This is a genomic window from Thioclava litoralis, from assembly GCF_045278885.1.
In the GTDB taxonomy this organism is placed as follows: domain Bacteria; phylum Pseudomonadota; class Alphaproteobacteria; order Rhodobacterales; family Rhodobacteraceae; genus Thioclava; species Thioclava litoralis.
On the sequence record NZ_CP135443.1, the window covers coordinates 2,580,572 to 2,605,131 of the forward strand.

Annotated in this window: 18 protein-coding genes, 1 tRNA gene and 2 pseudogenes; 11 read left to right on the forward strand and 10 right to left on the reverse strand. The window is 56.0% G+C overall.

Features of this window, described 5'->3' with window-relative positions:
• Positions 1 to 72: 72 nt before the first annotated feature.
• Complete coding sequence (locus tag RPE78_RS12780) at positions 73 to 1,521, forward strand: catalase (protein ID WP_406720763.1); 1,449 nt, start codon at positions 73 to 75, stop codon at positions 1,519 to 1,521.
• Positions 1,522 to 1,652: 131 nt separating this feature from the next.
• Here the strand turns inward: RPE78_RS12780 and RPE78_RS12785 are convergent, their stop codons facing one another.
• The gene (locus RPE78_RS12785) at positions 1,653 to 2,675 is read right to left on the reverse strand and encodes a DUF6456 domain-containing protein (RefSeq protein ID WP_406720764.1); all 1,023 of its coding nucleotides are present in this window, start codon (positions 2,673 to 2,675) and stop codon (positions 1,653 to 1,655) included.
• 209 nt (positions 2,676 to 2,884) lie between these two features.
• Between RPE78_RS12785 and RPE78_RS12790 the strand changes: the two genes are divergently transcribed.
• A complete protein-coding gene (locus RPE78_RS12790) occupies positions 2,885 to 3,181 on the forward strand; it encodes a DUF6477 family protein (protein WP_406720765.1) in 297 nt (98 codons plus the stop codon).
• Between the two features lie 54 nt (positions 3,182 to 3,235).
• Here RPE78_RS12790 and RPE78_RS12795 read toward each other — a convergent pair whose 3' ends face one another.
• The gene (locus RPE78_RS12795; protein WP_406720766.1) at positions 3,236 to 4,783 is read right to left on the reverse strand and encodes a helicase HerA-like domain-containing protein; all 1,548 of its coding nucleotides are present in this window, start codon (positions 4,781 to 4,783) and stop codon (positions 3,236 to 3,238) included.
• Between the two features lie 478 nt (positions 4,784 to 5,261).
• On the opposite strand from RPE78_RS12795, the gene RPE78_RS12800 reads away from it, so the two are divergent.
• A complete protein-coding gene (locus tag RPE78_RS12800) occupies positions 5,262 to 5,939 on the forward strand; it encodes an invasion associated locus B family protein (RefSeq protein WP_339107312.1) in 678 nt (225 codons plus the stop codon).
• A 49-nt stretch (positions 5,940 to 5,988) separates the two neighbouring features.
• Here RPE78_RS12800 and RPE78_RS12805 read toward each other — a convergent pair whose 3' ends face one another.
• From RPE78_RS12805 to RPE78_RS12820, 4 genes are read right to left on the reverse strand one after another with little or no spacing between them, the layout of a single operon-like run.
• Positions 5,989 to 7,194, reverse strand: a complete 1,206-nt coding sequence (locus RPE78_RS12805; protein WP_406720767.1) for a beta-ketoacyl-[acyl-carrier-protein] synthase family protein — start codon at positions 7,192 to 7,194, stop codon at positions 5,989 to 5,991.
• 3 nt (positions 7,195 to 7,197) lie between these two features.
• Entirely contained in the window at positions 7,198 to 7,476 is a 279-nt protein-coding gene (locus RPE78_RS12810) for an acyl carrier protein (protein ID WP_339107314.1), read from the reverse strand.
• A gap of 7 nt (positions 7,477 to 7,483) precedes the next feature.
• Positions 7,484 to 8,584 carry a UDP-3-O-(3-hydroxymyristoyl)glucosamine N-acyltransferase gene (locus RPE78_RS12815; RefSeq protein WP_406720768.1) on the reverse strand — a complete coding sequence of 367 codons (1,101 nt, stop codon included), beginning with the start codon at positions 8,582 to 8,584 and terminating at the stop codon, positions 7,484 to 7,486.
• Between the two features lie 52 nt (positions 8,585 to 8,636).
• Positions 8,637 to 10,277, reverse strand: coding sequence for a murein L,D-transpeptidase (locus RPE78_RS12820; RefSeq protein WP_406720769.1), 1,641 nt, complete (start codon positions 10,275 to 10,277; stop codon positions 8,637 to 8,639).
• A 303-nt stretch (positions 10,278 to 10,580) separates the two neighbouring features.
• Here RPE78_RS12820 and RPE78_RS12825 point away from each other — a divergent pair, with 303 nt between their 5' ends.
• Positions 10,581 to 11,144, forward strand: a complete 564-nt coding sequence (locus tag RPE78_RS12825; protein WP_339107317.1) for a DUF882 domain-containing protein — start codon at positions 10,581 to 10,583, stop codon at positions 11,142 to 11,144.
• A 29-nt stretch (positions 11,145 to 11,173) separates the two neighbouring features.
• Here the strand turns inward: RPE78_RS12825 and RPE78_RS12830 are convergent, their stop codons facing one another.
• The 4 genes and pseudogenes from RPE78_RS12830 to RPE78_RS12845 form a co-directional block, all read right to left on the reverse strand.
• Positions 11,174 to 11,848, reverse strand: a complete 675-nt coding sequence (locus RPE78_RS12830) for a DUF1045 domain-containing protein (protein ID WP_406720770.1) — start codon at positions 11,846 to 11,848, stop codon at positions 11,174 to 11,176.
• On the reverse strand, positions 11,848 to 15,615 hold the full coding sequence (metH, locus tag RPE78_RS12835) for a methionine synthase (protein ID WP_406720771.1): 3,768 nt from the start codon (positions 15,613 to 15,615) through the stop codon (positions 11,848 to 11,850). The genes RPE78_RS12830 and metH overlap by 1 nt, the downstream gene beginning before the upstream one ends.
• 362 nt (positions 15,616 to 15,977) lie before the next feature.
• A pseudogene (locus tag RPE78_RS12840) lies at positions 15,978 to 16,256 on the reverse strand (CHAP domain-containing protein); the annotation flags it as partial.
• A gap of 437 nt (positions 16,257 to 16,693) precedes the next feature.
• A complete protein-coding gene (locus RPE78_RS12845; RefSeq protein WP_406720772.1) occupies positions 16,694 to 17,779 on the reverse strand; it encodes an AI-2E family transporter in 1,086 nt (361 codons plus the stop codon).
• A gap of 195 nt (positions 17,780 to 17,974) precedes the next feature.
• Between RPE78_RS12845 and RPE78_RS12850 the strand changes: the two genes are divergently transcribed.
• The 7 genes and pseudogenes from RPE78_RS12850 to RPE78_RS12880 all read left to right on the forward strand — a co-directional run bounded on the left by RPE78_RS12850 (position 17,975) and on the right by RPE78_RS12880 (position 24,468).
• Positions 17,975 to 18,064, forward strand: a tRNA-Ser gene (locus RPE78_RS12850).
• 248 nt (positions 18,065 to 18,312) lie between these two features.
• Positions 18,313 to 20,742 (forward strand): annotated as a pseudogene (gene hsdR, locus RPE78_RS12855) (EcoAI/FtnUII family type I restriction enzme subunit R).
• Between the two features lie 5 nt (positions 20,743 to 20,747).
• Positions 20,748 to 21,278 (forward strand): hypothetical protein, encoded by a 531-nt coding sequence (locus tag RPE78_RS12860; RefSeq protein ID WP_406720773.1) that lies wholly within the window; start codon positions 20,748 to 20,750, stop codon positions 21,276 to 21,278.
• A gap of 67 nt (positions 21,279 to 21,345) precedes the next feature.
• Positions 21,346 to 21,987 carry a hypothetical protein gene (locus RPE78_RS12865; RefSeq protein ID WP_406720774.1) on the forward strand — a complete coding sequence of 214 codons (642 nt, stop codon included), beginning with the start codon at positions 21,346 to 21,348 and terminating at the stop codon, positions 21,985 to 21,987.
• 627 nt (positions 21,988 to 22,614) lie between these two features.
• The gene (locus RPE78_RS12870) at positions 22,615 to 23,763 is read left to right on the forward strand and encodes a hypothetical protein (protein ID WP_406720775.1); all 1,149 of its coding nucleotides are present in this window, start codon (positions 22,615 to 22,617) and stop codon (positions 23,761 to 23,763) included.
• Positions 23,764 to 23,784: 21 nt separating this feature from the next.
• The gene (locus RPE78_RS12875; protein WP_406721660.1) at positions 23,785 to 24,030 is read left to right on the forward strand and encodes an ATP-binding protein; all 246 of its coding nucleotides are present in this window, start codon (positions 23,785 to 23,787) and stop codon (positions 24,028 to 24,030) included.
• A 192-nt stretch (positions 24,031 to 24,222) separates the two neighbouring features.
• Positions 24,223 to 24,468 (forward strand): hypothetical protein, encoded by a 246-nt coding sequence (locus tag RPE78_RS12880; RefSeq protein WP_406720776.1) that lies wholly within the window; start codon positions 24,223 to 24,225, stop codon positions 24,466 to 24,468.
• Positions 24,469 to 24,560 lie beyond the last annotated feature (92 nt).

A 24,560-nucleotide genomic window follows, 5' to 3' on the forward strand; every position in this document is an offset into this window, starting at 1 on the left:
TCCCTTTATCACGTATCTGCCGGATAGTTCCGTCGTAAGGAATAAGGCTAAATTTGCAAAGCGGAGGAACAAATGACCGATAAGTGCAAATTAACAACGAGTGCGGGTGCCCCTTGGGTGTCGAACGAAACCTCCGAAACCGCAGGTGCGCGCGGGCCGGTTTTGATGCAAGACTATCAATTGATTGAAAAACTTGCACATCAAAATCGCGAGCGTATCCCGGAACGTACCGTCCATGCCAAGGGTTGGGGCGCACAAGGCACATTTACTGTTACACATGACATTACACGATATAGTTGTGCCAAACTCTTCTCGGAGATCGGCAAACAGACCGAAGTCCTGTCGCGTTGGTCTACCGTCGCCGGAGAGGCCGGAGCCGCCGATGCAGAGCGCGATGTGCGTGGATTCTCGTTGAAATTCTACACAGAGGACGGAAATTGGGACATGGTGGGCAATAATACGCCCGTCTTCTTCGTGCGCGATGCCTATAAGTTTCCCGACTTCATCCACACCCAGAAGCGCCATCCCCGCACCAATATGCGTTCTCCGGAAGCAATGTTCGATTTCTGGGGACGAAGCCCCGAATGTGTGCATCAGGTGACGATCCTGATGTCCGATCGCGGCATTCCGAAAAACCCCGCCCATATGAATGGCTATGGGTCGCATACCTACTCCATGTGGAATGCGGCGGGCGAGCGGTTCTGGGTCAAGTTCCACTTCCGCACCATGCAGGGACATGCCCATTACACCAATGCCGAAGCCGGAGCGTTGATCGGCAAAACCCGCGAGAGTTATCAGGAAGATCTCTTCGGGATGATCGAGGCGGGCAATTACCCCAAATGGCGTTTCATGATCCAGGTGATGCCCGAGAAAGAGGCCGAGACTCTGGCGTTCAATCCGTTCGATCTGACCAAGGTCTGGTCACATAAGGAATATCCGTTGATCGAAGTGGGTATTCTGGAAATGAACCGCAATCCGGACAACTACTTCCAGATGGTGGAAAATGCGGCTTATTCGCCCTCGAACAAGGTGCCGGGCATTGGCTATAGCCCTGATAAGATGCTGCAGGCGCGCGTATTTTCCTATGCCGACGCCCATCGCTACCGCCTTGGCACGCATTACGAGGCCCTGCCCGCGAATGCGCCGAAATGTCCGGTGCATCACTATCACAAAGACGGTGCGATGCGGTTTTTCCCGCAGCAGACCGGTCATCCGGACGCCTATTATTCGCCCAACCAGTATGAGGAAGCGGCCGTTGCGGACCCTGCGGCTCAGGAACCGCCGCTGCGGATTGACGGCAATGCCGATCGCTATGTGCAAGAAGATGCGGATGCCGATTATATCCAGCCGCGCGCGCTTTATCTGGAGGTCATGAATGATGCCGAACGCGACCGCCTGCATCACAATATGGCCGAAGCGATGGCGTCCTGTTCCACGCCGGTCACGGAACGCTGGCTGTCCGTTCTGAACCGTGTGCATCCGGATTATGCGGCGGGTGTGCGCAAGGCGCTTCAGGGATAAGATGCCGCAAGAGCCTTTCGGGCCTTTTTCCCTTGGCGCGTAGCGGAGTGTGTAAGACCTGAAAAAGGCCCGGGAGATGGAGATCTCTCGGGCCTTCAACATGGCGCGCGCCCCAAGGTTCGGGCGCCGGATCAACCGATCAACGGGCTTTTGCCGCCATAGCGTTCCTCGTAATGGCGGTGCAGCCGGATCAGAGCGATGCGTAAAACGATTTTGCCAGAGCGCGCCGACCAGCCCATATCCCGCTCGGTCGTCTCCAGCCCTTCCAGAAAACAGCAGCAACGAAGCACGATGTCGCCCAGTCCGGGCCCCAGATCCTGCAAGGCCGCGCCGACCCGCAGTTTGGCTGCCTCGGATCCGGATTCGAGATTGCCCTGCACCGAAAGCCCCCCCGAAATACCCGCTGTCAGGAAGCGGTCCCAGTTCTGCGTCACGCGCGGCCCCATTTGCGCCAGTTCGAAATCCTCGCGCAGCCGCTCGCCCGCGGCAACAAGCTCGGCCCCCAGAAACGGCTTGCCATCCCTGTCACGCCGCCGCGCAAGAATGCCCAACGGGCTTTCGGAAGTGTTGATGCTGGGGCGACGTGCGGTTGTCTCGCATTCCGGATCTTCAGGATGTGCGCCCGGCTTGCTGCCCTGCTTGGACGCCGCCGCCAACCGTAAGGCATCGCGACCACCCCGCGTGATCTCGTAACTGGTCACACGTCCCTGATGCTTGACGGCAATCCAGTTGCGCAACGCAAGGGATTCCGCCAGCCCGACCTCGACCACCATCAACCGCACGGTGCCGCGCAGCACAACAGCCTTGTCCATATTGGAGGCCATCACAAGCAAGGCGCCGAATTCGGTCAGACGTTGCAAAACGCGACGGGACTCATAGGAGAAATCGACAATATCGTCTTTCTTCGGAGGCGTGTCATCTTGGAGCGCAAGGCACGCACCGCCATCGCGCAGATGTTCCAGAGCCGCATCCACCAGAGGATCTTCGCGACGTTCTTCGATGCGACGGATACGCCGCAGAATGGTCGAGGCGTGACAGCCCTCTTGGCGGGCCAGTTGCCGAATCGAGATCCCGTCTTCGACATGGTTGAGATACAGTTTCGCGTAGCTTGTTAACCAATTAGGAACGGAGCCATGACGCAAGTCAGAATGCATTTCGGTTCTCCCAAAAAGGTGGCGGCACGCAAAGGTTGAATAAGTGTCATTCACAGAATTGTGCCGTCTATTTGTTAACCATGTTTGGAAGGGAATGTTCGGGCGGAATCTGATAAAGATTACCAATACCTGCGCACGGTCCTTTGCAAAAACACGCAACACACCCAGAGGTTGATTAGCATTTGTCTTCGGGAAAAATGGAGGCAAAAGTGACAGTATCGGACTCTCTCGCAATCGATATCCGCCGTCCCCGCCTGCTTCTTCAGGCGGCACGTTACAGCGCAAAACACTATCGTCGCGACCGCGATCTGCGGCGTATTTCGGGGATCACGCCTCTCGGGAGCTCAGGGGATGTTTTGAAAACCCTGCTGGTGCAGGAGGCCGAACTGGACGCGCTCAGGCGGGGCTCGCCGTTGCAGGCAGGCCGGTACAGCATCGCGCGGCATATCGATGTGCTGGCCGCTATTCTGTGTGAATTGCCGCGCTGCGGGCCGCACGCGGTATAGCGGCACGGCGAATGATGACATTCGGGCCGCCTATCCCTGGGATGGGCGGCTTTGCTATTTGCGGAAAAGAGATCCCAATAGGCCCCGCACCAATGCCTGACCGCTACGGCTTCCTAATTGGCGCGCAAAACTTTTTCCAAATGTTTCCAGAATTGTATCAGAGCTTCTTCTTGCGCTGCCCGAGCTGGATTTGGAATGGGTTCCGCTATAGCGGCGGGCATGGCTATGCGCTTTTTCCTCGCTGGGTTGGGCGCTTTCCTGACTCTGGCCCGCGCGGCGTTGCAAAATCTCGTAGGCAGAGTCGGGGTTGACCGGTTGCCGGTATTTTTCAAAAAGATCGCAGGACCGGATGAGCGCCTGCCGATCGACATCCGCTATCGGCCCAAGCTTTGACATGGGCGGGCGGATCAATGTGCGTTCGGCGATGCCCGGAATGCCCTTCCGATCCAGAAACGAGGTCAAAGCCTCGCCTGTCCCGACATCCCGAAGTGTATCGAGGATCGAAAAGCGCGGATTGTCGCGATATGTCTCGGCAGCGCGTTCCAGATTTTTCTGGTCTTTTGCGGTGAACGCGCGCAGCGCATGTTGCACCCGATTCCCAAGCTGCGAGAGAACATCATCCGGAATATCCGTCGGATTTTGCGTCACAAAATAGATGCCTACCCCTTTGGAGCGGATTAGACGCGCGACCTGTTCGATTTTTTCCAGCAAGGGTTTGGGGGCGTCGTCAAAAAGCAGATGGGCCTCGTCAAAGAAAAAGGCGCAAACAGGTTTCTCGGGGTTGCCAACCTCTGGAAGCGTTTCAAACAGCTCGGAGAGAATCCATAGTAAGAATGTCGCGTAAACCTTTGGCGAATTTATAAGTTTATCTGCAGCCAGAATGTTGATCTGGCCGCGCCCGTCAGGTGCGCTCCGCAGCATGTCGGGAAGCGATAGCGCGGGTTCGCCAAAAAAAACTCCGGCCCCCTCCGTTTCGAGAATAAGCAACTGGCGTTGAATCGCGCCGATGGAACGGGCATCGACATTGCCATAGCGTGCCTGAATTTCATCCGCTTTTTCAGATACGTACAGAAGCAGCGCCCGCAGGTCATCAAGGTCGAGAAGGGCCAGGCCTTCTTGGTCCGCCAGATGGAAGGCAATATGCAATACGCCTTCTTGCGCCGGCGACAGTCCAAGAAGCTGTGTCAGAAGAACCGGCCCCATTTCCGAGATCGTCGTGCGTACCGGAATGCCCTGCTGGCCGAAAACATCCCAGAAAACAGTTGGATAGGCGCGATACCGGATGTCAAACCCAATGGTTTCGGCGCGCGCTTGAAAAGCCTTGTGAAGCTTGGCTGTCTCACTGCCGGCCTGGGCCAATCCGGAGAGATCGCCTTTGACATCCGCCATGAAAACCGGCACGCCAGCGTCGCTGAAACCCTCTGCAAGAACCTGTAAGGTAACGGTTTTTCCTGTTCCTGTCGCACCTGCGATCAGGCCGTGGCGGTTGCCGTGGTCAAGGCGCAGGGACTGGACGTCTTGATAATCGATACCGCCGCCGCCGACGAAAATCCCTGTTTCTGTCAGCGTATTGGGCCGTGTCGGGCGGGAAAGATCACTCATGCTGGACTCTCGAACTCTGGCAGTTGAGTGAGGGTAAAATCTACGTTCAATGACGGCAACGAAAAATTAAGTATCTTCCCCTAGTCTTCTAGATATCAGGACGGCGAATTGAGCATCGCTTTTTCTGATTTTTCCTCCCTGTCAGACTGGCCGCATCTAGGTGCGGCTTTTTTTTGTGCAATCGCTTGAAAATTCACTGTGTCACACAGGTTTCATGCGCAAAGCCTGTTGACGAGTTTCCAAGAGGCTTCTAGCGTCGCCTTAAATGACGACGTCGGCCAAGTCCGACAGGGGGAACCTCTTGAAAAGGGCACCGAAAAATCGGGCCCTTTTCTTACTTCAGACCATCCTGTTCCGTTTTCACGACCTGCCTCGCTTGGTTTTGATCACAAGGATTTTGCCCTGACACTCTCTTATCTCCGTGCTATGCCTGACCGCGACGGCCATGATTGGCCCGAATGAAGGATTGAAAGGCATTATGACCAATCTGAATAAGACATTGATGCTCGCCTGCGCGCTGAGCATGTCCGCCTCGTTCGCAATGGCGCAAGATGCAGCGCCGGCAACCGACACCCCCGCCGCACCCGCGCAAGCCGCACCGGCGGCAGAGGCGCCCGCAGCTTCCGGTGACGCTGCTGCAGACGCTAAAGAGCCTGCCAAAGACGGCCCCGGCACGACCTATATCGCTTCGACTCATGGCGATTGGAAAGTGCAATGCGTGCATACCGAAGACGGTTCGGATCCCTGCCAGCTTTATCAGCTGCTGAAAGATCAGACTGGCAATAACGTTGCCGATATCTCGATGTTCCCGCTGCCCGATAATTCGCGCGCAGCTGTTGGTGCCACCATCATGGTGCCGCTGGAAACGCTGCTGACCCAGAATGTAGTCATGAAGCTCGATGGGAACGAGCCGAAGGTCTATCCCTTTACCTTCTGTGCTCAGGCGGGCTGTTTTGCGCGCATCGGTCTGACCCCCGAAGAGCTGAACCAGTATAAAAAAGGCAACAAGGTTGAGATGACCATTGTTCCGGTGGCCGCACCGACCCAGAAGGTTAATGTGACGATCTCGCTGTCTGGCTTTACGGCTGCCTTTGACGAAGTCAAAGCGTCCAACGCAAAAATCCAAGCCGAGAAAAAACCGGCAGACAACAAGTAAGTTGTTGATAAAGAAAGAAAAAGCCGCCTTTGGGGGCGGCTTTTTGCGTTCAGGCCCTCTTCAATGCCAGCACGGCATTCATGCCACCAAAGGCGAAGGCATTGGATAAGGCGATATCCACCCTGCTTTGCCGCGCGGTATTCACCACGATATCAAGGGCGCATTCAGGATCGGCTTCGTCATAATTGATCGTCGGGGCAAGCGTATCCTCGTTCAGTGCCAGAAGGCAGGCCAAAAGCTCCACCGCCCCTGTGCCGCCGATGCAATGACCATGCATAGCCTTCGTCGAACTGATCGGAACGCGGGATGCATGCGGTCCCAAAGCGCTTTGGATCGCGGCGCATTCGGTTTTGTCATTGGCTGTTGTGCCGGTCCCGTGGGCGTTGATATAGCCCACCCGACCAGCCTCGATCCGGCCATCCTCCAAAGCGCCACGGATCGCACGGGCAGCCCCATCCTGTGACGGCATCACAATATCACTCGCGTCCGAACACATTGCAAAACCACAGATTTCGGCAAGAATTTGCGCGCCTCGCGCCCGCGCATGCTCAAGGCTTTCCAGAACGAAAACACCGGCACCCTCGCCCTGCACCATCCCGTCACGGCTTTTGGCAAAAGGACGACATCCGGTCTTTGACATTACCCGCAAGCCTTCCCATGCCTTGAGCCCGCCAAAATTCAGCATCGCTTCCGAACCGCCCGCCAGCATACCATCGGCAAGACCCGCGCGGATCATCTGATAGGCCAGACCGATTGCATGGTTCGAACTGGCGCAGGCTGTCGCGACCGAAAAGCTTGGTCCCTGAAGCTGCCATCGCATAGAAAGATGGGAGGCGGCGGCATTGTTCATCAACCGCGGTACGGTAAACGGATGAACGCGGGATTTGGCTTCTGCATAAACGGCATGAAACGCATCATTGACAGTGCCGTTCCCGCCACCTGCCGTTCCCATGATACATCCCCATCTCAATGGGTTATCAGGCGTTTCTAATCCGGCTTGTGACATCGCCTCGGCCCCGGCCACAAGCGCAAATTGCGTAAAGCGGTCGTAAAGGCCCAGTTCTGTGCGGGTGAAGCGCGCCTCGGGCTGCCACCCTTTTACCTGCCCCCCGATCCGGATCTGTAACCGGTCAAGATCGGGGATATCCAATGTGCCGATCCCGCAACGGCCTTCACGCATGGCTTCGAACGTGCCGCGCACATCCTGCGCGAGCGCATTAACGGTTCCGGCTCCGGTGATAACGACGCGCTGCATGGCTCAGGCGAGCGCCCCGCCTTTTTGACCGCAAATCATTCGCTCGACCGCGCCGACAATCGCACCGACCGAAGAGATGTCGAAATCCGACTGGCTCGGCTCGTTTGCGTTGAACGGCACGGAGATATCGAACGCTTCCTCGATGGCAAAAATCATTTCAACCAGACCAAGGCTGTCCAGCCCCAGATCCTCAAGCGTCATATCCGGTTGCACATCTGCGGGCGCCATAACAGCTTCCCGCGCAATGATGGAGATGATTTGCTCTTGCACGTCAGACCTCATGAGGTGATTACTCGGTGCCCTTGTTTTCTCTCAGATCTGCAACAGTTTTACGAAGATCTGCGAATTGTGCAAACAATCTCGGCAAGCGGCGCAGGGATTTCTGGATTTCAACCTGTGTTTCCATCTTCACGGCCGGCGAGCCAAGAAGCACCCGCCCGGCCGGTGCATTTGTGAAGATTTTGGTTGAACCACCGGCGATAACGTCATCACCAATAAAGATATTATCCGAAACGCCGGTCTGGCCGCCCAGCACGACACGGTTGCCGATCTTGGTGGAACCGGCAATCCCGACCTGACCACAGAGCATGCAGTCCTCGCCGATCTGGACATTATGACCGACACAGACAAGATTATCGAGCTTCGTGCCATTCCCGATTTTCGTCGCACGGATAGTGCCCCGATCTACCGTGCTATTGGCGCCGATTTCCACATCATGTCCAATTTCGACCGTGCCCAGAGAATGGATGCGCGTCCAATGCTGCTCGCGGATTTCCGCCCGCTTGCCAACGGTATCGCGGATCTCTTCCACACCGGACTTTTCAGGCGTCACGAAAGAAAATCCGTCTCCGCCCAGCACGGCATTGGGGTTGCAGATGAAACGGTCGCCGATCTTCACATAGCCCATGATCCGGACGCCAGAATGGATTAGCGCCTGCGCACCGATCTGCGCACCCTCTGCGATATAAACCTGTGCAGCGATACGGGCTTGCGGCCCGATCTTTACACCGCGTCCGATATAGGTGAACGGCCCGATCGCCGCGCCCTCGCCGATTTCGGCGCTCGGATCGATCACGGTAGAAGGATGGATGCCAGGGGCAATTTCCGGACCCGGATCGAAGACGCGCGACAGGCCGGCCATCGCCAGACGCGGACGGGGCACGAAAATGGCCGCCTCGAGCGGGAAATCTGCAAGTGATGCGCCTTCCCACAACATCGCAGCACGTGCCTGACCCTCTTGCAGACCGGCGGCATATTTCGGGTCCATTGCCAAGGCGATCTGATTGGCGCTGGCAGTCGCGGGCTCGGAGGCGCCGGTAACGCAGATCGCGCCATCCCCCTCGAACCGAGCGCCAAGAGCTTTTGCAATCGTATCAATGCGATGTGCCATCGAACTGCCTTTCTTTCGGATGGGTCCGAAGATCGGGCCCTTTCCAAATGACTTAATTCGTCAGGGCTGCAGATTCCACCCCAGCCTTATGCAGCGCTGCGTAAATACGCGCATCGCGACCATACACATCCTTGCGATATTCGATCCCGCCCTTCGCATTGGGCCATGCGGTAAAATAGACCAGATGGACCGGCACCGGCGGCGTAATCTTGACCGTTGTCTCCCGACCGCTGTCGAGGATACGCTGGAAATAGGACTTGGGATCGGTCACCTGCGGCGCAAGCAAAGTATAGGCCAGTTCGAAAGGCTGGCCCACCCGCACGCAGCCATGACTGAAAGCACGCTGCTCCTTCGAGAACAGAGATTTGGACGGCGTATCATGGAGATAGATGTTATACTTGTTCGGGAACAAGAACTTTACCAGCCCGAGTGCATTTGACCGCGATGGGGCTTGCCGCATGGCGAATGGGAAGGTCTTTGTGGTGTATTGCGCAAAATTGATCGCGTTGCGTGGAATAACCTGACCGCGGGAATCGACCACCTGAATCTGCGCCGCCGCATTGGGGTTACGCTGCATCATCGGCAGATATTCCTTGGTCACGATCGACCGCGGCACATGCCATGCCGGATTGATCACCATCCGATCCATGCTGTCTGAAAATTCCGGTGTCTGCCTGTCGGGGCGGTTTTGTCCAACAACTGTAACAGATTGGAAGGTGACCTTATCATCATCTATCACCTTAACGGAGAAGTCTGCGATATTGACCCAGATCCGGCGCTTGCCAAGATCCATGCCATTCATCCAGCGCAGCCGTTCCAAGGCGACAAGAAGTGACTTCAGCCGCTCTTCCGGCGCGACATTCAGTGCTTCAAGGGTTGATGCACCGGCGATACCATCCGCGCTCAGCCCCTGATCCGCCTGATATTGCTGCACCGCTTTCTGGATCTGCGCATCATAGCGGGCCGTCGCCGTGCGCGAGAGATAGCCCATGCGCTGCAAGCGGTCCCGTAGAGCCAGAACCGCATGGCCTGTATCTCCGGGGCGGAGCACGCTGGATGGAACCTGCGGCCCCCAGCCGCCCGTTTCAATTTCATGTTCCAGATCAAGTTTGGCTTTTAACAGTTTGGCATAGGCCGGATCTTGCGGTGCGAGGCCATGCAGCCATGCAAGCGGGCTGTCGCTTTGCGAGAACTCACGCAGCAGGGTCAGGTTATCGGGTCGTTCCACCACACGGACGATCGTCGGGTCGACCTTTGACGGTGTCAGCACGCCGCGTGACGCATCCTGTGCATAGCGCAGAAAAGCTTCGGACATTCTCACTTCAAGCTGGCCGCGTTGCCGCTCGGATTTCAGATCGAAAAACGCCTGTTGCAATGCGCGGGCGTGGTAGCTTTCTGCCGGTAGGCCTTGCGCCTGTGCCTGCCCTAGGGCGCGGAAAAACGCAGCCCTGCGGGGGGCATCTTCACCACTGGTCCAGAGCGGACGATAGTCACGGGCCGCATAGAATTGCGACAAAGCGGGATGGTCCGCCGTCTCTTCCGAAATCGCCTGCATAAAACCCGACATCGCCAGAGCGGGCATCTGTATCGCCCCGACCGCTGCCTGCGATACATCGCTTTGGGCAAACGCGGCGGACCCCAGAATGGTCGCGACCAAACCCGCCATGCCTGCATATTTGAGAGAATCGATCATCGGCCAGCCTGTCGGAACTTAATAAAAACTCTAAAACAGGGATCGCGCGACAGCGGCTAAATGTCCAGTATCAAGCATTTGTTAACCATTTTATTGGCAACTATGTCGCATAACATCAACAAACGCCCCTTCATGACCCTTGAATTGGCGAGATTTCGCCCAAATTTCAGTTAACGTTCGGTTAACCAGAAAATTCACAGTTGATCGCGATGCCGTGGGCAACCTAACGTGATCGCGATCTGACGAGAGGCATGCGCCAAGCCGCAGATAAGCGGCGCGCAATTAACTTAGGCAGGCAAAGAAATGGCAAGCAATCAGTTGTTCACGCGTCGCGGGCTCCTTGGGGCTTTTGCAGCCACGGCAGTCGTCGCTGCACCGACCATGTCCAATGCGTTCGGGTTCCTGCGCGGTGCAGGCGATGTCCGTCGGATCCGCATGTATTCGGGGCGAACCGGCGAAAGCATCGACACGGTCTATTGGATCGATGGCGAATATATCGACGAAGCGTTGAACGAGATTACCCATTTCATGCGCGACTGGCGCACCGGCACAAAAAAGACGATTGACCGCCGCACGATCGATATTGCAGCAGCGTCCCATAACCTGATGGGCATTAACGAACCCTATATCATGCTTTCCGGATACCGTTCGCCCAAAACCAATGCGATGTTGCGTTCCCGCTCGGGCGGTGTTGCCAAGAATTCGCTGCATATGCGCGGTCAAGCCGCCGACCTTCGCCTGAAATCCCGCTCTGTCAACCAGATGTATAAGGCGGCAATGGCTTGCCATGCAGGGGGCGTTGGAAAGTATAGCAATTCCAACTTTGTCCATATGGATTGCGGTCCGGTGCGCACTTGGGGTGCCTAAGCTGAAAAAGGCGCCTACGGGCGCCATTTTTATTGGCGGATCGGGAAACGCTGCAGAAGATGAAAGCGCTTGGACATGGCGTCTTCCCCGACAAGGCAAAGCGATCTCAGGATGACAGGATCGTGCAAGACGCTTGAAAACCAATGGGTTGCCGCCTGCTCTACTATCGGCATCTGAGCTTTGGAAAGTGTGTCCGTAAGTGTTATATGAAAGCGGAACCGCTGCATCACATGCGGATAGCCCCAGTCCACCAGGTTTTGTCGTCCTTCATCCGGAAAGGCTCTGGGCAGGCGTTTTGTGATTTCGTCATCGCTCAAGGGACGACGCAGCGGATTACTCTGCCTGACAATATAGGAAGCGAAATCTTCGATCTGCGTGTTATGTTCTGGGATAAGCGCAAGAAAACGCCCCAAGCGCGCCAGTCGTAGCTCCCCTAAGGGTAATGGGCGCAGAGTCAGGGATAGCTCTTCGCATAAGTTTTCAAGATCGGTTGGCAAAGCATTGGCATTCAATGCGAAAGGCGCGCGGAGTGTGGCGTGAAGCCCGTAACGCGCAGGTTTTTCTGTGACGGATGCCCAGTCAAATCCCAATGCAGGCTGCACAGCCGCTGCTCCGCGTGAAAGATCCCAGCCCAGCCATGCCGTGCCACGGGCAAAAAGTTCGCCCTCGGGCACAGCATAGATGGCATAGCGGGAAAATTCCATTAGGCTTCAGCGGCTTTGGGCGTGTAGTTAAGAATTGGTGCCAGCCAACGCTCCGCCTCGCGAAGCGGCATCTCCTTCCGCGCGGCATAATCTTCAACCTGATCCTTCTCGACCCGCGCCACACCGAAGTAATAGGCTTCGGGATGACCAAGATACAGCCCCGAGACCGATGATCCCGGCCACATCGCATAGCTTTCCGTTAGCTCGACCCCTGTCTGAGAAGTAGCATCCAACAGTTTGAACAATGTGTCTTTTTCGGTGTGATCAGGCTGTGCCGGATAACCGGGGGCCGGACGAATACCGTCATATCTGTCGGCAATCAGATCCTCGTTGTTGCAGGCCTCGTCGGGCGCATATCCCCAAAGCTCTTTACGGACATATTCATGCAGTCGCTCGGCAAAGGCTTCGGCAAACCGGTCCGCCAAGGCCTTTACAAGGATCGAGTTGTAATCATCATGCGCGGCTTCGAACTTCTCGGCAATGGACTGCTCCTCGGGGCCAGCGGTCACCACAAAGCCGCCCAGATAATCCGCCTTGCCGCCCTCGGGCGCGATGAAGTCGGACAGCGCCACATTCGGACGCCCCTCGCGTTTGGTCACTTGCTGGCGCAGGGTGTGCATCGTCGCCAATTCGGTGCTGCGATCTTCGCCGGTATAAAGCCGGATGTCATCGCCCACCGCATTCGCCGGCCAGAAGCCGACAACCGCCTTGGGCGTAAACCATTTCTCGTCAATGATCTTGGCCAGCATCGCCTGCGCATCGGCAAAAAGCGCACGCGCCGCCTCGCCCTGCTTTTCATCCTCGAGGATCTTCGGATAAACGCCTTTCAGCTCCCATGTCTGGAAGAACGGCGTCCAGTCGATATAGCGCGCAAGCTCGGCCAGATCCCAAGTGTCAAAGGTCTTGGTACCAAGGAAGCTGGGCGTTTTCGGCGTATAGCCCGTAAAATCGGCCCTATAGGCATTGGCGCGCGCGTCTTCTAGGGGCAGACGCTTTTTCGCCAGTTCCGCGCGGGCGTGCTTTTCCGCCGTTTCGGCATAATCGGACTGAATTTCAGCCACATAGCCGGGTTTCTGCGTCTTCGATAGCAGCTGCGACACAACCCCCACCGCACGCGAGGCATCGGTCACATAGATCGCCTGCCCCTTGTTATAGCGCGGGTTGATCTTCACCGCCGTATGCACCTTGGAGGTCGTCGCCCCGCCAATCAGCAGCGGCAGATCCATCCCTAGACGCTCCATCTCCGAGGCCACATGCACCATCTCGTCCAGCGAGGGCGTGATCAGACCCGACAGGCCAATCACATCCACCTTCTCGCGTTTGGCGGTTTCAAGGATCTTCTCGGCGGGCACCATCACGCCAAGGTCGATGATCTCGTAGTTGTTGCACGCCAGCACGACGCCCACGATATTCTTACCGATATCATGCACATCGCCCTTCACGGTCGCCATCAAAATCTTGCCAGCCGCCTCGCTATCGGCCGTGCCGTTCTGGCGCTTCTCTTCTTCCATATAAGGCAGCAGCACGGCCACGGCCTGTTTCATCACGCGCGCCGATTTCACCACCTGCGGCAGGAACATCTTGCCCGCGCCAAAGAGGTCGCCCACCACATTCATCCCCGCCATCAGCGGGCCTTCGATCACATGCAACGGGCGCTCGGCCGCCTGACGGGCCTCTTCGGTGTCATCCTCGATGAATTCCGTGATGCCATTGACCAGCGCATGCTCAAGGCGTTTTTCCACGCCCCAAGTCCGCCAGGTCATATCCTTCTCGCGGCCTTTCGCACCGCCCTGCCCGCGATATTTCTCGGCAATTTCCAACATGTTTTCAGTGGCTACGCCGCCGTTCTTCGGAGAACGGTTCAAAACAACATCTTCGCAGGCCTCGCGCAGGTCGGCATCGATCTGATCATAGACCGCAAGCTGGCCCGCATTGACGATCCCCATATCCATCCCGTTTTGGATGGCATGATACAGGAAGACGGCATGCATCGCCTCGCGCACGGGCTCGTTGCCGCGGAACGAGAAAGACAGGTTCGACACACCGCCCGAGATATGCACATGCGGGCAGGTTTCGGTGATGATCTTCGTCGCCTGGATGAAGTCCACCCCGTAATTGTCATGCTCTTCGATGCCGGTCGCCACGGCAAAGACGTTCGGGTCAAAGATGATATCCTCGGGCGCAAAGCCCACATCCTCGGTGAGGATCTTATAGGCGCGCTGGCATATCTCGACCTTGCGGGCGCAGGTATCGGCCTGACCTTCCTCGTCAAAGGCCATCACGACCACGGCGGCCCCATAGGCCTTGCACAGGCGTGCGTGATGGACAAAGGCCTCGACGCCCTCTTTCATCGAGATCGAGTTTACGATCGCTTTGCCTTGCACGCATTTCAGACCGGCCTCGATCACCTCCCATTTAGAGCTGTCGATCATGATCGGCACGCGGGCGATATCGGGCTCGGCGGCGATCAGGTTCAGGAACTCGACCATCGCGGCTTTTGAATCAATCAGACCCTCGTCCATATTGATATCGATGATCTGCGCGCCGTTCTCGACCTGCTGACGGGCCACATCCAAAGCGGTTGCATAATCGCCTGCGGTGATCAATTTCCGGAATTTGGCCGAGCCCGTGACATTGGTCCGCTCGCCCACATTCACGAAAGGAATGTCCGAGGTCAGGGTAAAGGGCTCCAGCCCCGACAGGCGCATCAGAACCGGCGGCTGGGGGATTTCCCGCGGCGCGATGTCTTTCACAGCTTCGGCAATCGCGCGGATATGTTCGAAGGTCGAGCCACAGCAGCCGCCGACGATATTGACCAGCCCGTCGCGCGCAAAACCCGCCACCTGCTCGGCCATATGTTCGGGCGACTCGTCATATTCGCCCATCTCGTTGGGCAGACCGGCATTGGGATAGGCGCAGATCAGCGTGTCGGCCACCCCCGCCAGTTCCGAGATATGGGCGCGCATGGCTTCGGCGCCAAGGGCGCAGTTCAGGCCAACGGTCAGCGGGCTGGCATGGCGCACCGAATACCAGAAGGCGGTCGGCGTCTGCCCCGAAAGCGTGCGGCCCGACAGGTCGGTGATGGTGCCCGAGATCATCACCGGCAGCTCGATCCCGCGGGCGTCGAAAACCTCCTGACAGGCGAAGATCGCGGCCTTGGCATTGAGCGTATCGAAGATCGTCTCGATCAGCAGGATATCCACGCCGCCATCAATCAGCGCGTTGATCTGCTGGGTATAGGCGATGCGCAAATCATCAAAGGTAACAGCGCGGTAGCCGGGATTGTTCACATCGGGGCTGATCGAGGCCGTACGGTTGGTCGGGCCAAGCGCGCCCGCCACAAACCGCTTGCGACCATCCTCGGCTTCGGCACGATCCATAGCGCGGCGGGCCAGCTGCGCGCCCTGATAGTTCAGGTCGTAGACCGCGCCTTCCAGCGCATAATCCGCCTGCGCGATGGTGGTCGAGGAGAAGGTGTTGGTTTCTGCAATATCGGCCCCCGCCATCGCATAGCGATAATGGATCTCCTCGATCGCCTCGGGCAGCGTCAGGTTCAGCAGGTCATTATTCCCCTGCTGGGGGTGGCTATTGCCCTTCAGATGCGCCTCGAAGGGGCCGCTTTTTGTGGAGATCTGGAAATCGGCCTCGCCCAGTCCCAGTTTCTGGATCTGCGTGCCCATCGCCCCGTCAAGGATCAGGATGCGGTCTTTTGCGGCATGTGCGATGTGATCAAAGACAGCGGAACGGGTCAAAGTCGTACGGGACACGGCAGAATTTACTCCTGTGGTTTCAAGATGCGTTACATAGCTCGCTGAAAAAAGTAAATCCAACTCATATTGGTCATGAACAACATGAACAAAATTCAAGGCCCCGTCCAGTTACGGACGAGGCCTTCAAAAGGGTACGCTCGGGGCGCGGATCAGCCGCGATTGATGTTCTGGATAAAGCCATAGACCGGATAGTTGCGACCATAGGCGGCGCTGCTGGAGCGCACGCGCACTTCGCTCCAGTCATTTTTGGCAGAAACGTCAATGACTTCCATGCCAAGCGAGACCTGGTTGCGTTTCCAGTTCGCATGATCCACCAGAACCTTGCGGCTATCGACGATCTTGGAGACCACGGCCACATGCCCCATCGGCATGGATTTGGTGCCCTTGAACACCATCACAGCGCCCGGTGCGGGGCTGTGGCGGCGAAGGTAGCTGCCCTCGGCCTGCCCCCACCAAGTGCGCGCATTGCCGCGCAGCTCGATTCCACTTGCATTGCGGGCGAAGGGCACGCACCAGACGCGCTGGCCCTTGGCTCGCATTGCCGCTGCGATCTCGACCGCAGCATCCCGGCGCGCGGGGTCCAGACCGAATGTGGCCTGATGGTCCATACGCGCGGAGGCGAAATTCATCGAACTCATCTGGCTCAGATCGCCCTTGGACGAGCAAGCCGTAAGAGAAAGCAGGGCTACGGCTGCCAAAGCCGGCCCACGTAAAGTGGAAAGAACGCCTGTCACGCTCGGGACCTCGAAAATTATTATGGGCACCCCGCGCAGTCGTCAGATCCACTTGGAGCACGACAGTTTTTTGCGCGAAAACGCGGTTAAGGGAAAGTGACTTGCTGTGAGCTCGGCGGGATTTTGCTCATAGTTAAGAATGTGATGGAACCGCCTTCATGGCGGGTCTGAGATACGCCCTGTAACAATATGATTCAGCTTGTGAAAAAATACCGTGTTGCTTTTGTGCAAATGGTTTATGGCAAAATGGTCGCAGCTCTTGTGGCCAGATTTCGCCTTAGGATTTTATTAGGAATTGGAACGTTTTTAGAACATTATCTGCCGCCGCCCCCGGTCCGGCCTTAATCCGGCAACCCCTCGCGCGAGAGAAGAATCGCCAGCGGGCGCAGCGTCGGGGAATGGGCGCAGGAAATCATCAGCGCCACCATGATCGGTACTGCCAGAAACATTCCCGGCAGGCCCCAGATCGCGCCCCAGAATGCCAGCGATATGATGATGCCGAAGCTCGACAGGCGCAGCGTATGGCCCATCAGCATCGGGTCGATGATGTTGCCGATGATGAACTGTACGCCACCGGCGATGGCAAATACCACAAAAGCCGAGGTCAGATCGCCCGTCAGGATATAGGCGGCAAGCCCTGCAATGACGGTCGCGATAATCGAGCCGATCGACGGAATGAAGTTGAGAAAGAAGGTCAGAATGGCCACCGGCAGCGCCAGCTCCAGCCCGCCGAAGAAAAAGACCGCATAGATCGCGATTGCCGTTGCCAGCGACACGATGGCTTTTACCAGCAGGTAGTGGTTCACCAGCTGCATGATCCGCTCCACCATCGCCGAGATACGGTCGGCGCGGGCGGTCTCGCCGCCGAAGAGGCTGAGCAGCTTCGAGCGGAACCAGATCCGCTCCACAAAGAGGAAGCCGACAAACAGAATGATGAGGATCGCCCCCGAAAGCAGCGAGGATGCCTGCCCCGCCAAGGCCGTCAGGTAGCCTCCGATGCGGATATTCTGCATATATTGTAGCACGGCGGCCTCGACATCGCTGCCCATCCAGCCGAAAATCTGGGCAATGGCGCGCTGTGCGGGTTCGGTATAGGTCAGCGCCAGCGTCACCACCTGATTGGCCTGTGCCAGAATGAAGGCCGAGGCGGAAAGCAGTCCCGTTGCAATCAGGATCATCGCGAAGATCGATGCCAGCCACATCGGAATCCGCACCGGCCCGATTTTCAGGCGCGCGATCGCGTTGATCGCTTCGGAGGTCAGCGAGAACAGGATGATCGCGATGGCCAGAGAAATCAGCACGAACCGCGCCTGTGTCAGTAAAAAGAGCACCAGCACGAAGGCAATGAGGCCAAGCAGGGTATTCGTAAGCTGGCGTGGTTCCCGTCGAGAGGGCGCGCGCTGCGTCGGGAGGTTCTGATCTGACATGGTATTCCTGCTGGCTGAAGGGCGGCGTCATGCAGCAGGGCCAAGATTTTCCTGCTGTTCTGTTCCAACCTAATTTCGCCCGCGCGCCAAAACAAGAACAGCCCGAAAGAGGGTTTCTGACGGCTTGAAAAATAAATGACATTTCAGCCAAAAAGCTGCTTGCACCCATTTGCGGTTTTGAATAGACACCCCCTCGGACAGGTGGCCGAGTGGTCGAAGGCGCACGCCTGGAAAGTGTGTAGGCGGGGAACCGTCTCGAGGGTTCGAATCCCTTCCTGTCCGCCACACCACCCACGCAAGCACATGAATACATTAGCAAATTAAGCGTGGTGCATTAGCTCTCCCCCCTTTAATTCCCCCAATTCATCTCGGCACATGCCAGAACGTGCTGGTATATAAATTCGTCATGCTTGCTGCATGGGATACCGCTCAGTGTTTAAGAACCAAAACTAAGCGGCGCTGCCAACTCAGCTTAGTGCATTGCGCCCATCAAAATAGCCGGTAGAATTTCTGGAAATTGATAAGTGGCCAATATGCGAAAAAGAGATTTCACCGAGCGCGATGTCTGCAGCAAGCTGATAACACCAGCTTTGCGAAGTGCGGGCTGGGATTTATTAACACAGGTCTCTGAAGAGAAAACGCTTACAGATGGCAGGATAACCGTAAGGGGACGCGTCACAACGCGGGGAGTGCGCAAGCGCGCGGATTACGTTCTCTATGTAAAGCCGAATATACCGATCGCTATCATAGAGGCTAAAGATAACCGACACGCCATCGGCGACGGCATGCAGCAGGCCCTCACATATGCGCAAATGCTACAAGTGCCATTCGCTTTTTGATCTAACGGTGACGGTTTTCTTTTTCACGACGCGACCGGCCAGGCTCCATTAGTGGAGACCACGCTTGGTCTTGATAACTTTCCTTCCCCTGCTGAATTGTTGTCTAAATATGAAGCTTGGAAAGGCCTGTCGCCAGAAGCCTCAAAAATTGCGTTCCATGATTACCGCGACATGGGGAAGACGCCGCGCTACTACCAGATCAACGCAATCAACTCAGCCGTCGAAGCCATTGCAAAGGGACAACAGCGGCTGCTCTTGGTCATGGCGACAGGCACGGGTAAGACCTTTACAGCGTTCCAGCTCATCTGGCGTTTATGGAAATCTGGCGCCAAGAAGCGGATCCTGTTCCTCGCGGATCGCAATGTTCTCGTCGATCAGACAATGGTCAACGACTTCCGGCCATTCACAGGAGCTATGGCAAAGCTGTCGACCCATGCGAAGACCATCGAACGTGCTGATGGCACGCGAGAAAGCTTGACACTGGCCATTGATAAAAAGCGCCGGATCAATGCCGCCTATGAAATCTACCTTGGCCTTTATCAGGCGCTGACCGGTCCTCAAGAGCATCAGAAAATCTTCAAGGAACTCTCACCGGATTTCTTTGACCTGATCATCATCGACGAATGCCATCGCGGCAGCGCCGCCGAGGATTCCGCTTGGCGGGAGATTCTCGAACATTTTTCTACCGCGACCCAGATCGGCATGACTGCCACGCCTAAGGAGACCGAATACGCCTCCAACATGGATTACTTCGGGCAACCGATGTACACCTATTCCCTAAAGGAAGGGATCAGCGACGGCTTCCTTGCTCCCTATAAGGTCATCAGGAGCCATATCGACAGGGATGTGGAAGGGTATCGACCGACGCCCGGCCAATTGGACCGTGAGGGCAACGAGGTCGAAGACCGCCAATATAACATCAAGGATTTCGACCGTACGCTGGTCTTGGATGACCGGACGAAGCTAGTCGCCAGACGCGTCACGCAGTTCCTAAAGGAAAGCGGCGACCGTATGCAGAAGACAATCGTCTTTTGCGTGGATCAGGAGCACGCCGCACGGATGCGGCAGGCACTCATCAACGAAAACGCTGACCTCGTGGCAAAGGACCATCGCTATGTCATGAGGATCACCGGCGGGGACAAGGATGGGCTGAACGAACTGCCCAACTTCATTGATCCGGAATCCGATTACCCAGTCATCGTCACCACATCGCGCCTTCTCAGCACTGGGGTTGATGCCCAGACCTGCCGCTTGATCGTCATCGACCGCGAGATCGGCTCAATGACCGAATTCAAGCAGATCGTTGGTCGCGGCACCCGCGTGCATCAGGACAGCGGCAAGAAATTTTTCACACTGATCGATTTCCGTGGGGCGACCAACCATTTCTCGGATCCAGAATTCGATGGCGATCCGGTTCAGATTTACGTCCCACCGGATGACGGAACGATGACACCACCTAAGGATGGCACCGATACAGCATCGACAGTCGATGACGACGAGACGGGCCCCGAAACACTGCCTGCCATGCCCCCAGACACGCCCGGCACAAACGGCCCGATCCGGAAGATCTACGTCGATGGCGTCGGCGCCACTATCCTGAAGGAGCGTGTCGAATACCTCGATGCCGACGGCAAGCTCATCACCGAAAGCCTGCAGGACTTCACCCGAAAGCACCTCACCCGCCGGTTCGCGACGTTGGACGATTTCCTGCGCCGCTGGAATGCCTAAGACCGCAAACAGGCGATTGTGGATGAACTGGCCGAAGAAGGGCTCGACCTTGATCTCATCGGCAAGGAATTGGATGCCGAGCTCGACCCATTCGATCTGGTCTGCCATGTGGCCTTCGGTGCCAAGCCGCTGACCCGCAAGGAACGGGCGAACAACGTCAGAAAGCGCGACATCTTCAACCAACATGGGGACAAGGCACGCGCCGTCCTTGATGCGCTTCTCGACAAATACGCGGACGAAGGCGTCCTGAACCTCGACGACTCCAACATTCTTCAGATCAATCCGTTCTCCCACATGGTAACGCCCATTGAACTTATGCGCGCCTTCGGCAAGAAAGCTGATTATCAGCAGGCCATCCACGACCTGCAGAAAGCCCTTTATGAAGAAAGCGCCTAAAACCGATGCCTAGAGCAAAGCAACAAGGTGAGCTTGACGGTCTCTGTGGGATCTATGCAATCGTAAATGCGCTCAGCAAGACAGCGCAATTCGACGAAGAATTGGTTTTTCGAACTTGTTGCAACAGCCTGACCGCTCAACGCTGGCCGAGCACCTTGTGGGAAGGAACCACCCTTCGCGATTTAGAAACTATGATTAAAGAGTGTCGCCACAGACTGAAGGGTTTAGACCGCATCACGGTCACCTATCCCTTTAGAAGCACTGAGCCTAAATCAAACGATGAATTTTGGAATAAATTCGATGGTTTGTTTGCTGAAAACGGAACAGGCAAATGCGCCATCATTGGCTTAACCGAGCCATCGCTACACTGGCTGGTGTGTTACCCCAATAAGGGCGGTCTTACCTTTATCGATTCAGGCGCTAGGAAAAATCAAACGGTTCCCCGCGCTGAGATCTACGCAGGTGTTCGGCGCACAGGACAGCAAACCTATAGGATCGTCCGCAAGGAAGTCATCCTCTTTGAAAGGACACACTGAAACATGTCCATGAGAAATCTTGTAAAATCCATCCAAGACATCATGCGCAAGGACGTGGGCGTGGACGGTGACCCGTCTCGGCGCCGACAGCTGGACGCAGGATCAGGTCGGCTCCGGCACCATCGTCGCCAAGGTCATCGATGCAATCGAAATCCAGGCGACGCATGGTGACCTGAACAACAACATGGTGTTCAGGCAGAACCGCTTTGGCCACGCCAACCGCGACCACCGCGCCCTGATCGAAGCGGCGACAACGGGCACCGGCCTGCAAACCCTCGAACGCCTGTTGTTCCAGCTCTATTGCACCGATGAAGACAAAGGCGCGCTGTTCGACGAGTTGAGCGAGGCGACCGGCGCGAAATATCCGCTGATGGCCTACCTGTTCTTCCTAAAGGACATGGATCGCTTCATGCCGATCCAGCCCACCGGATTCGACCGTGTCTTTGGCGAGATCGGCCTGAATTTCCGCACCCTGCGAAATTGCACCTGGGAGAACTACAGCCAGTTCAACGGGATCCTGAATGCCCTGCGCGAGCCGATCGCGGATCTGGCCAACTTAGACCACGTCCGCCTGATCGACGCACATTCCCTGTTGTGGCTAATCTCGACTCTGTTGCGCGAGGAAGCCGAGGGCGCCTTGGACAAGGGCGAAAAGGGCGATGAGCGCTACCTGCATATTGTCATGAGATCGCCGCGATCCGGTCTTTAACTTCGCCGCGCAAATTTAATAACTTTAGACGGCAACCAAAATGAACAATCGATTCTCACCACTTCTTTGGTCTCGTTTGTGTCATGCGCGGAACCAGCCCCAGCCCGCTCTCATTCAAAAGGGCTGTAGGGATGGGGCTGGTGGCCCCACCACCCTATTGAGCGATATGGTCGATCTACTTTCTTTTATTGTAGGAAAGGGCGGATGTTGTTGAAAAAGTCAGTTGGCACTGAAATCACATACCAAATGCGCCGCCTGGCATCTCTGAAAGTCAATATATAGTGCCGAAAATGCGCTGCATTGGAGTTTTTCAACAATATCGGCGGGAAGTCGTCATTCGCTGCGCCCTGAATGAACGGCGCCTCAGCGCAGGAAGCGGGCTTTGCGAAGTTTGAGACTCAGAGCGAAGATCAGGGTGAGCCCGTCCCATTGCCAACCCTGGCGCAGATCTCATCGAATGACAGCCCTTGGCCCAATAGGAGGGCGGCGTCCAACCAGAAGGGGGCGCCGAGGTCATCACTCTGCATACTGAGACGCAAAACAAGCTAAGTGAGGTAAATCAATGCATCCCGAACCTAAGAATGCCGCTATATTCGAGGAAACAAGAAATAAGGCGTCTGCAGTTATATGAACAATTTTTCATTAGACCAAGTTCGTGACATTGCCGCTAGAGCAATTTCACCCATCGAGTTGCCTCCTGAAGCTCAGGGAAGTGAGGCAAGATACAAAATCTTCAAAGGCATTCCACATCATGAATACTATTTGATATTTCTTCTTTTAGTCGATCTTTTGGGGTTCAAATATTCGGGCCCCTTCGAAAAAGTCGCGTACATCATTCCGTTGGGGTACAAAGGGATTCGATACACTGTCGCTTACGCAAAGTTCGGAATGCGCATTGAATGTCCGGAAGATGGAAGTCCGGAGGATGTATATGAAGCCTTAAGACGAGGCATGAAAGCGGCAAAATCCTACTATCTTTGGAGGGCAGCCGAGGCCTCCGCGACCTCTAATCTCAATCTTATATCCAAGTGCCCAGAGCTTTGGGATAAGTACGTATTCCTGAAGGAGCAAAGTCAGAATCTTTTAGAAAAATTCGAGGCTGACAAAGACCAAAGCGTTGTAGAGAGGGGTTACAATGAAGATGGCTCTGTCAAATGGAGCTCAATTTCGTTCCCCGCGTATGAGTTCCGAACACAGTCGGTCTGGCTCCATGAGGCAGCAGTAGATGCCTTCTTCGCTTGGAGTGAGCAGGCTTTGGTTCATTTAGCCGTCTTAATGGGTAGGTTAAAGACGGGCAGCGAAATAGCAGATCTTTTGAAAAAAGAATTCGGGGAAAAGTGCAAACGTGTTATGGATCTATCCGAGCCCAAAGAAAAGGCATCCTATGATGACATTTTGAAGTTGCGAGTTGAATTGCGAAACTATGTTGCTCACGGTTCGTTTGGCAAAGATGGCTCGACATTTCAGTTTCACTCGCGGGTCGGCGCTGTGCCGCTAAAGATTTTAGATGGCGGAGATCAATCTGATTTCGCGTTTGGCTATTCGCCGCGAAGAGACTGGGAGACTGATTACTCAAGAATTGATCGCTTTTTGGAGACGATATGGTCAGGTGATAGAAGCCCTGCTAAACAATATTTAGAGACTGGATTTCCTTGTGTTCTAACTTACGCGTGCGATGGCACATACCAGAGAGCGATGCAGAGCGAGGGGGAAATGTCGTCCTTTATCGATTTTTTGGCTTATCAAATGGATAATGCAGCTAATATGGATTTTTAGGTCCAGAATTTATCGGCTAAACTGGCACGTCAGGACCTCTTGATCATCGATGATTTCGCGCTGAGCCCGATGAGCAAGCAGGAACTGACGGATATTTTTGAGATCATCGAAGACCGCTCGACCCAAAGTTCGACAATCATGATCGCGCAGCGGTCCCCACAAGAGTGGTACGACTATATAAACGACCCACTTCTGGCGGATGCATTCATGGATCGTGTACGCAGCCGAGCTCACCTGTTGCCACTGGAAGGTAAGTCTCTTCGTTAAACTTGGCCGCGCAAAGTTAATAACATTGCGCGGCTAAATGTTTGACTTTGCGGTGGCGGAAAGACTGACATTTTGCACTAACTCGGTGCCCGTGAAAAATCCATCGCTGACATCAAGTATTCGGTGGGCAAGACGGTCTTCAGCTTCAACGGGCAAGTAGTCCCGACGACCGTCAAGAACAGGGAACTACACATGTCCTACGTAGAGTTGGACAAGCTGATCCGGGACCTGCTCACCATTCAGGAAGACCGCTGCGCCATCACCGGCCTGCCGTTCCAGTTTCGGGGCGCACAGACGGACGATGACATGCTGCCCTCCTTGGACCGCATCGACAGCAGTGGGCATTATGCCAAGGGCAAACGCCCGCCTGCCCCGTCAGAGAGACTTAGGGCCGGTGTGCGGGTGTTGTGGTGCGCAGGGCAGAAGCACAGCCCATAAGAGCCGTGCCAGCGCCCACGCAGGGCTTGTGTGATGCCTCGTGCGTCCATGCTCATTGACCACCCTGCCCTAAGATAAGAGCGGCGATGACT

Coding starts and splice junctions, on each gene's coding strand:
- RPE78_RS12800 (WP_339107312.1), top strand. CDS start 5,262: ATGACCAATCTGAATAAGACATTGATGCTCGCCTGCGCGCTGAGCATG.
- RPE78_RS12810 (WP_339107314.1), bottom strand. CDS start 7,476: ATGAGGTCTGACGTGCAAGAGCAAATCATCTCCATCATTGCGCGGGAA.
- RPE78_RS12825 (WP_339107317.1), top strand. CDS start 10,581: ATGGCAAGCAATCAGTTGTTCACGCGTCGCGGGCTCCTTGGGGCTTTT.
- RPE78_RS12820 (WP_406720769.1), bottom strand. CDS start 10,277: ATGATCGATTCTCTCAAATATGCAGGCATGGCGGGTTTGGTCGCGACC.
- RPE78_RS12860 (WP_406720773.1), top strand. CDS start 20,748: ATGCCTAGAGCAAAGCAACAAGGTGAGCTTGACGGTCTCTGTGGGATC.
- RPE78_RS12805 (WP_406720767.1), bottom strand. CDS start 7,194: ATGCAGCGCGTCGTTATCACCGGAGCCGGAACCGTTAATGCGCTCGCG.
- RPE78_RS12780 (WP_406720763.1), top strand. CDS start 73: ATGACCGATAAGTGCAAATTAACAACGAGTGCGGGTGCCCCTTGGGTG.
- RPE78_RS12785 (WP_406720764.1), bottom strand. CDS start 2,675: ATGCATTCTGACTTGCGTCATGGCTCCGTTCCTAATTGGTTAACAAGC.
- RPE78_RS12815 (WP_406720768.1), bottom strand. CDS start 8,584: ATGGCACATCGCATTGATACGATTGCAAAAGCTCTTGGCGCTCGGTTC.
- RPE78_RS12795 (WP_406720766.1), bottom strand. CDS start 4,783: ATGAGTGATCTTTCCCGCCCGACACGGCCCAATACGCTGACAGAAACA.
- RPE78_RS12845 (WP_406720772.1), bottom strand. CDS start 17,779: ATGTCAGATCAGAACCTCCCGACGCAGCGCGCGCCCTCTCGACGGGAA.
- RPE78_RS12880 (WP_406720776.1), top strand. CDS start 24,223: ATGTCCTACGTAGAGTTGGACAAGCTGATCCGGGACCTGCTCACCATT.
- RPE78_RS12870 (WP_406720775.1), top strand. CDS start 22,615: ATGAACAATTTTTCATTAGACCAAGTTCGTGACATTGCCGCTAGAGCA.
- RPE78_RS12830 (WP_406720770.1), bottom strand. CDS start 11,848: ATGGAATTTTCCCGCTATGCCATCTATGCTGTGCCCGAGGGCGAACTT.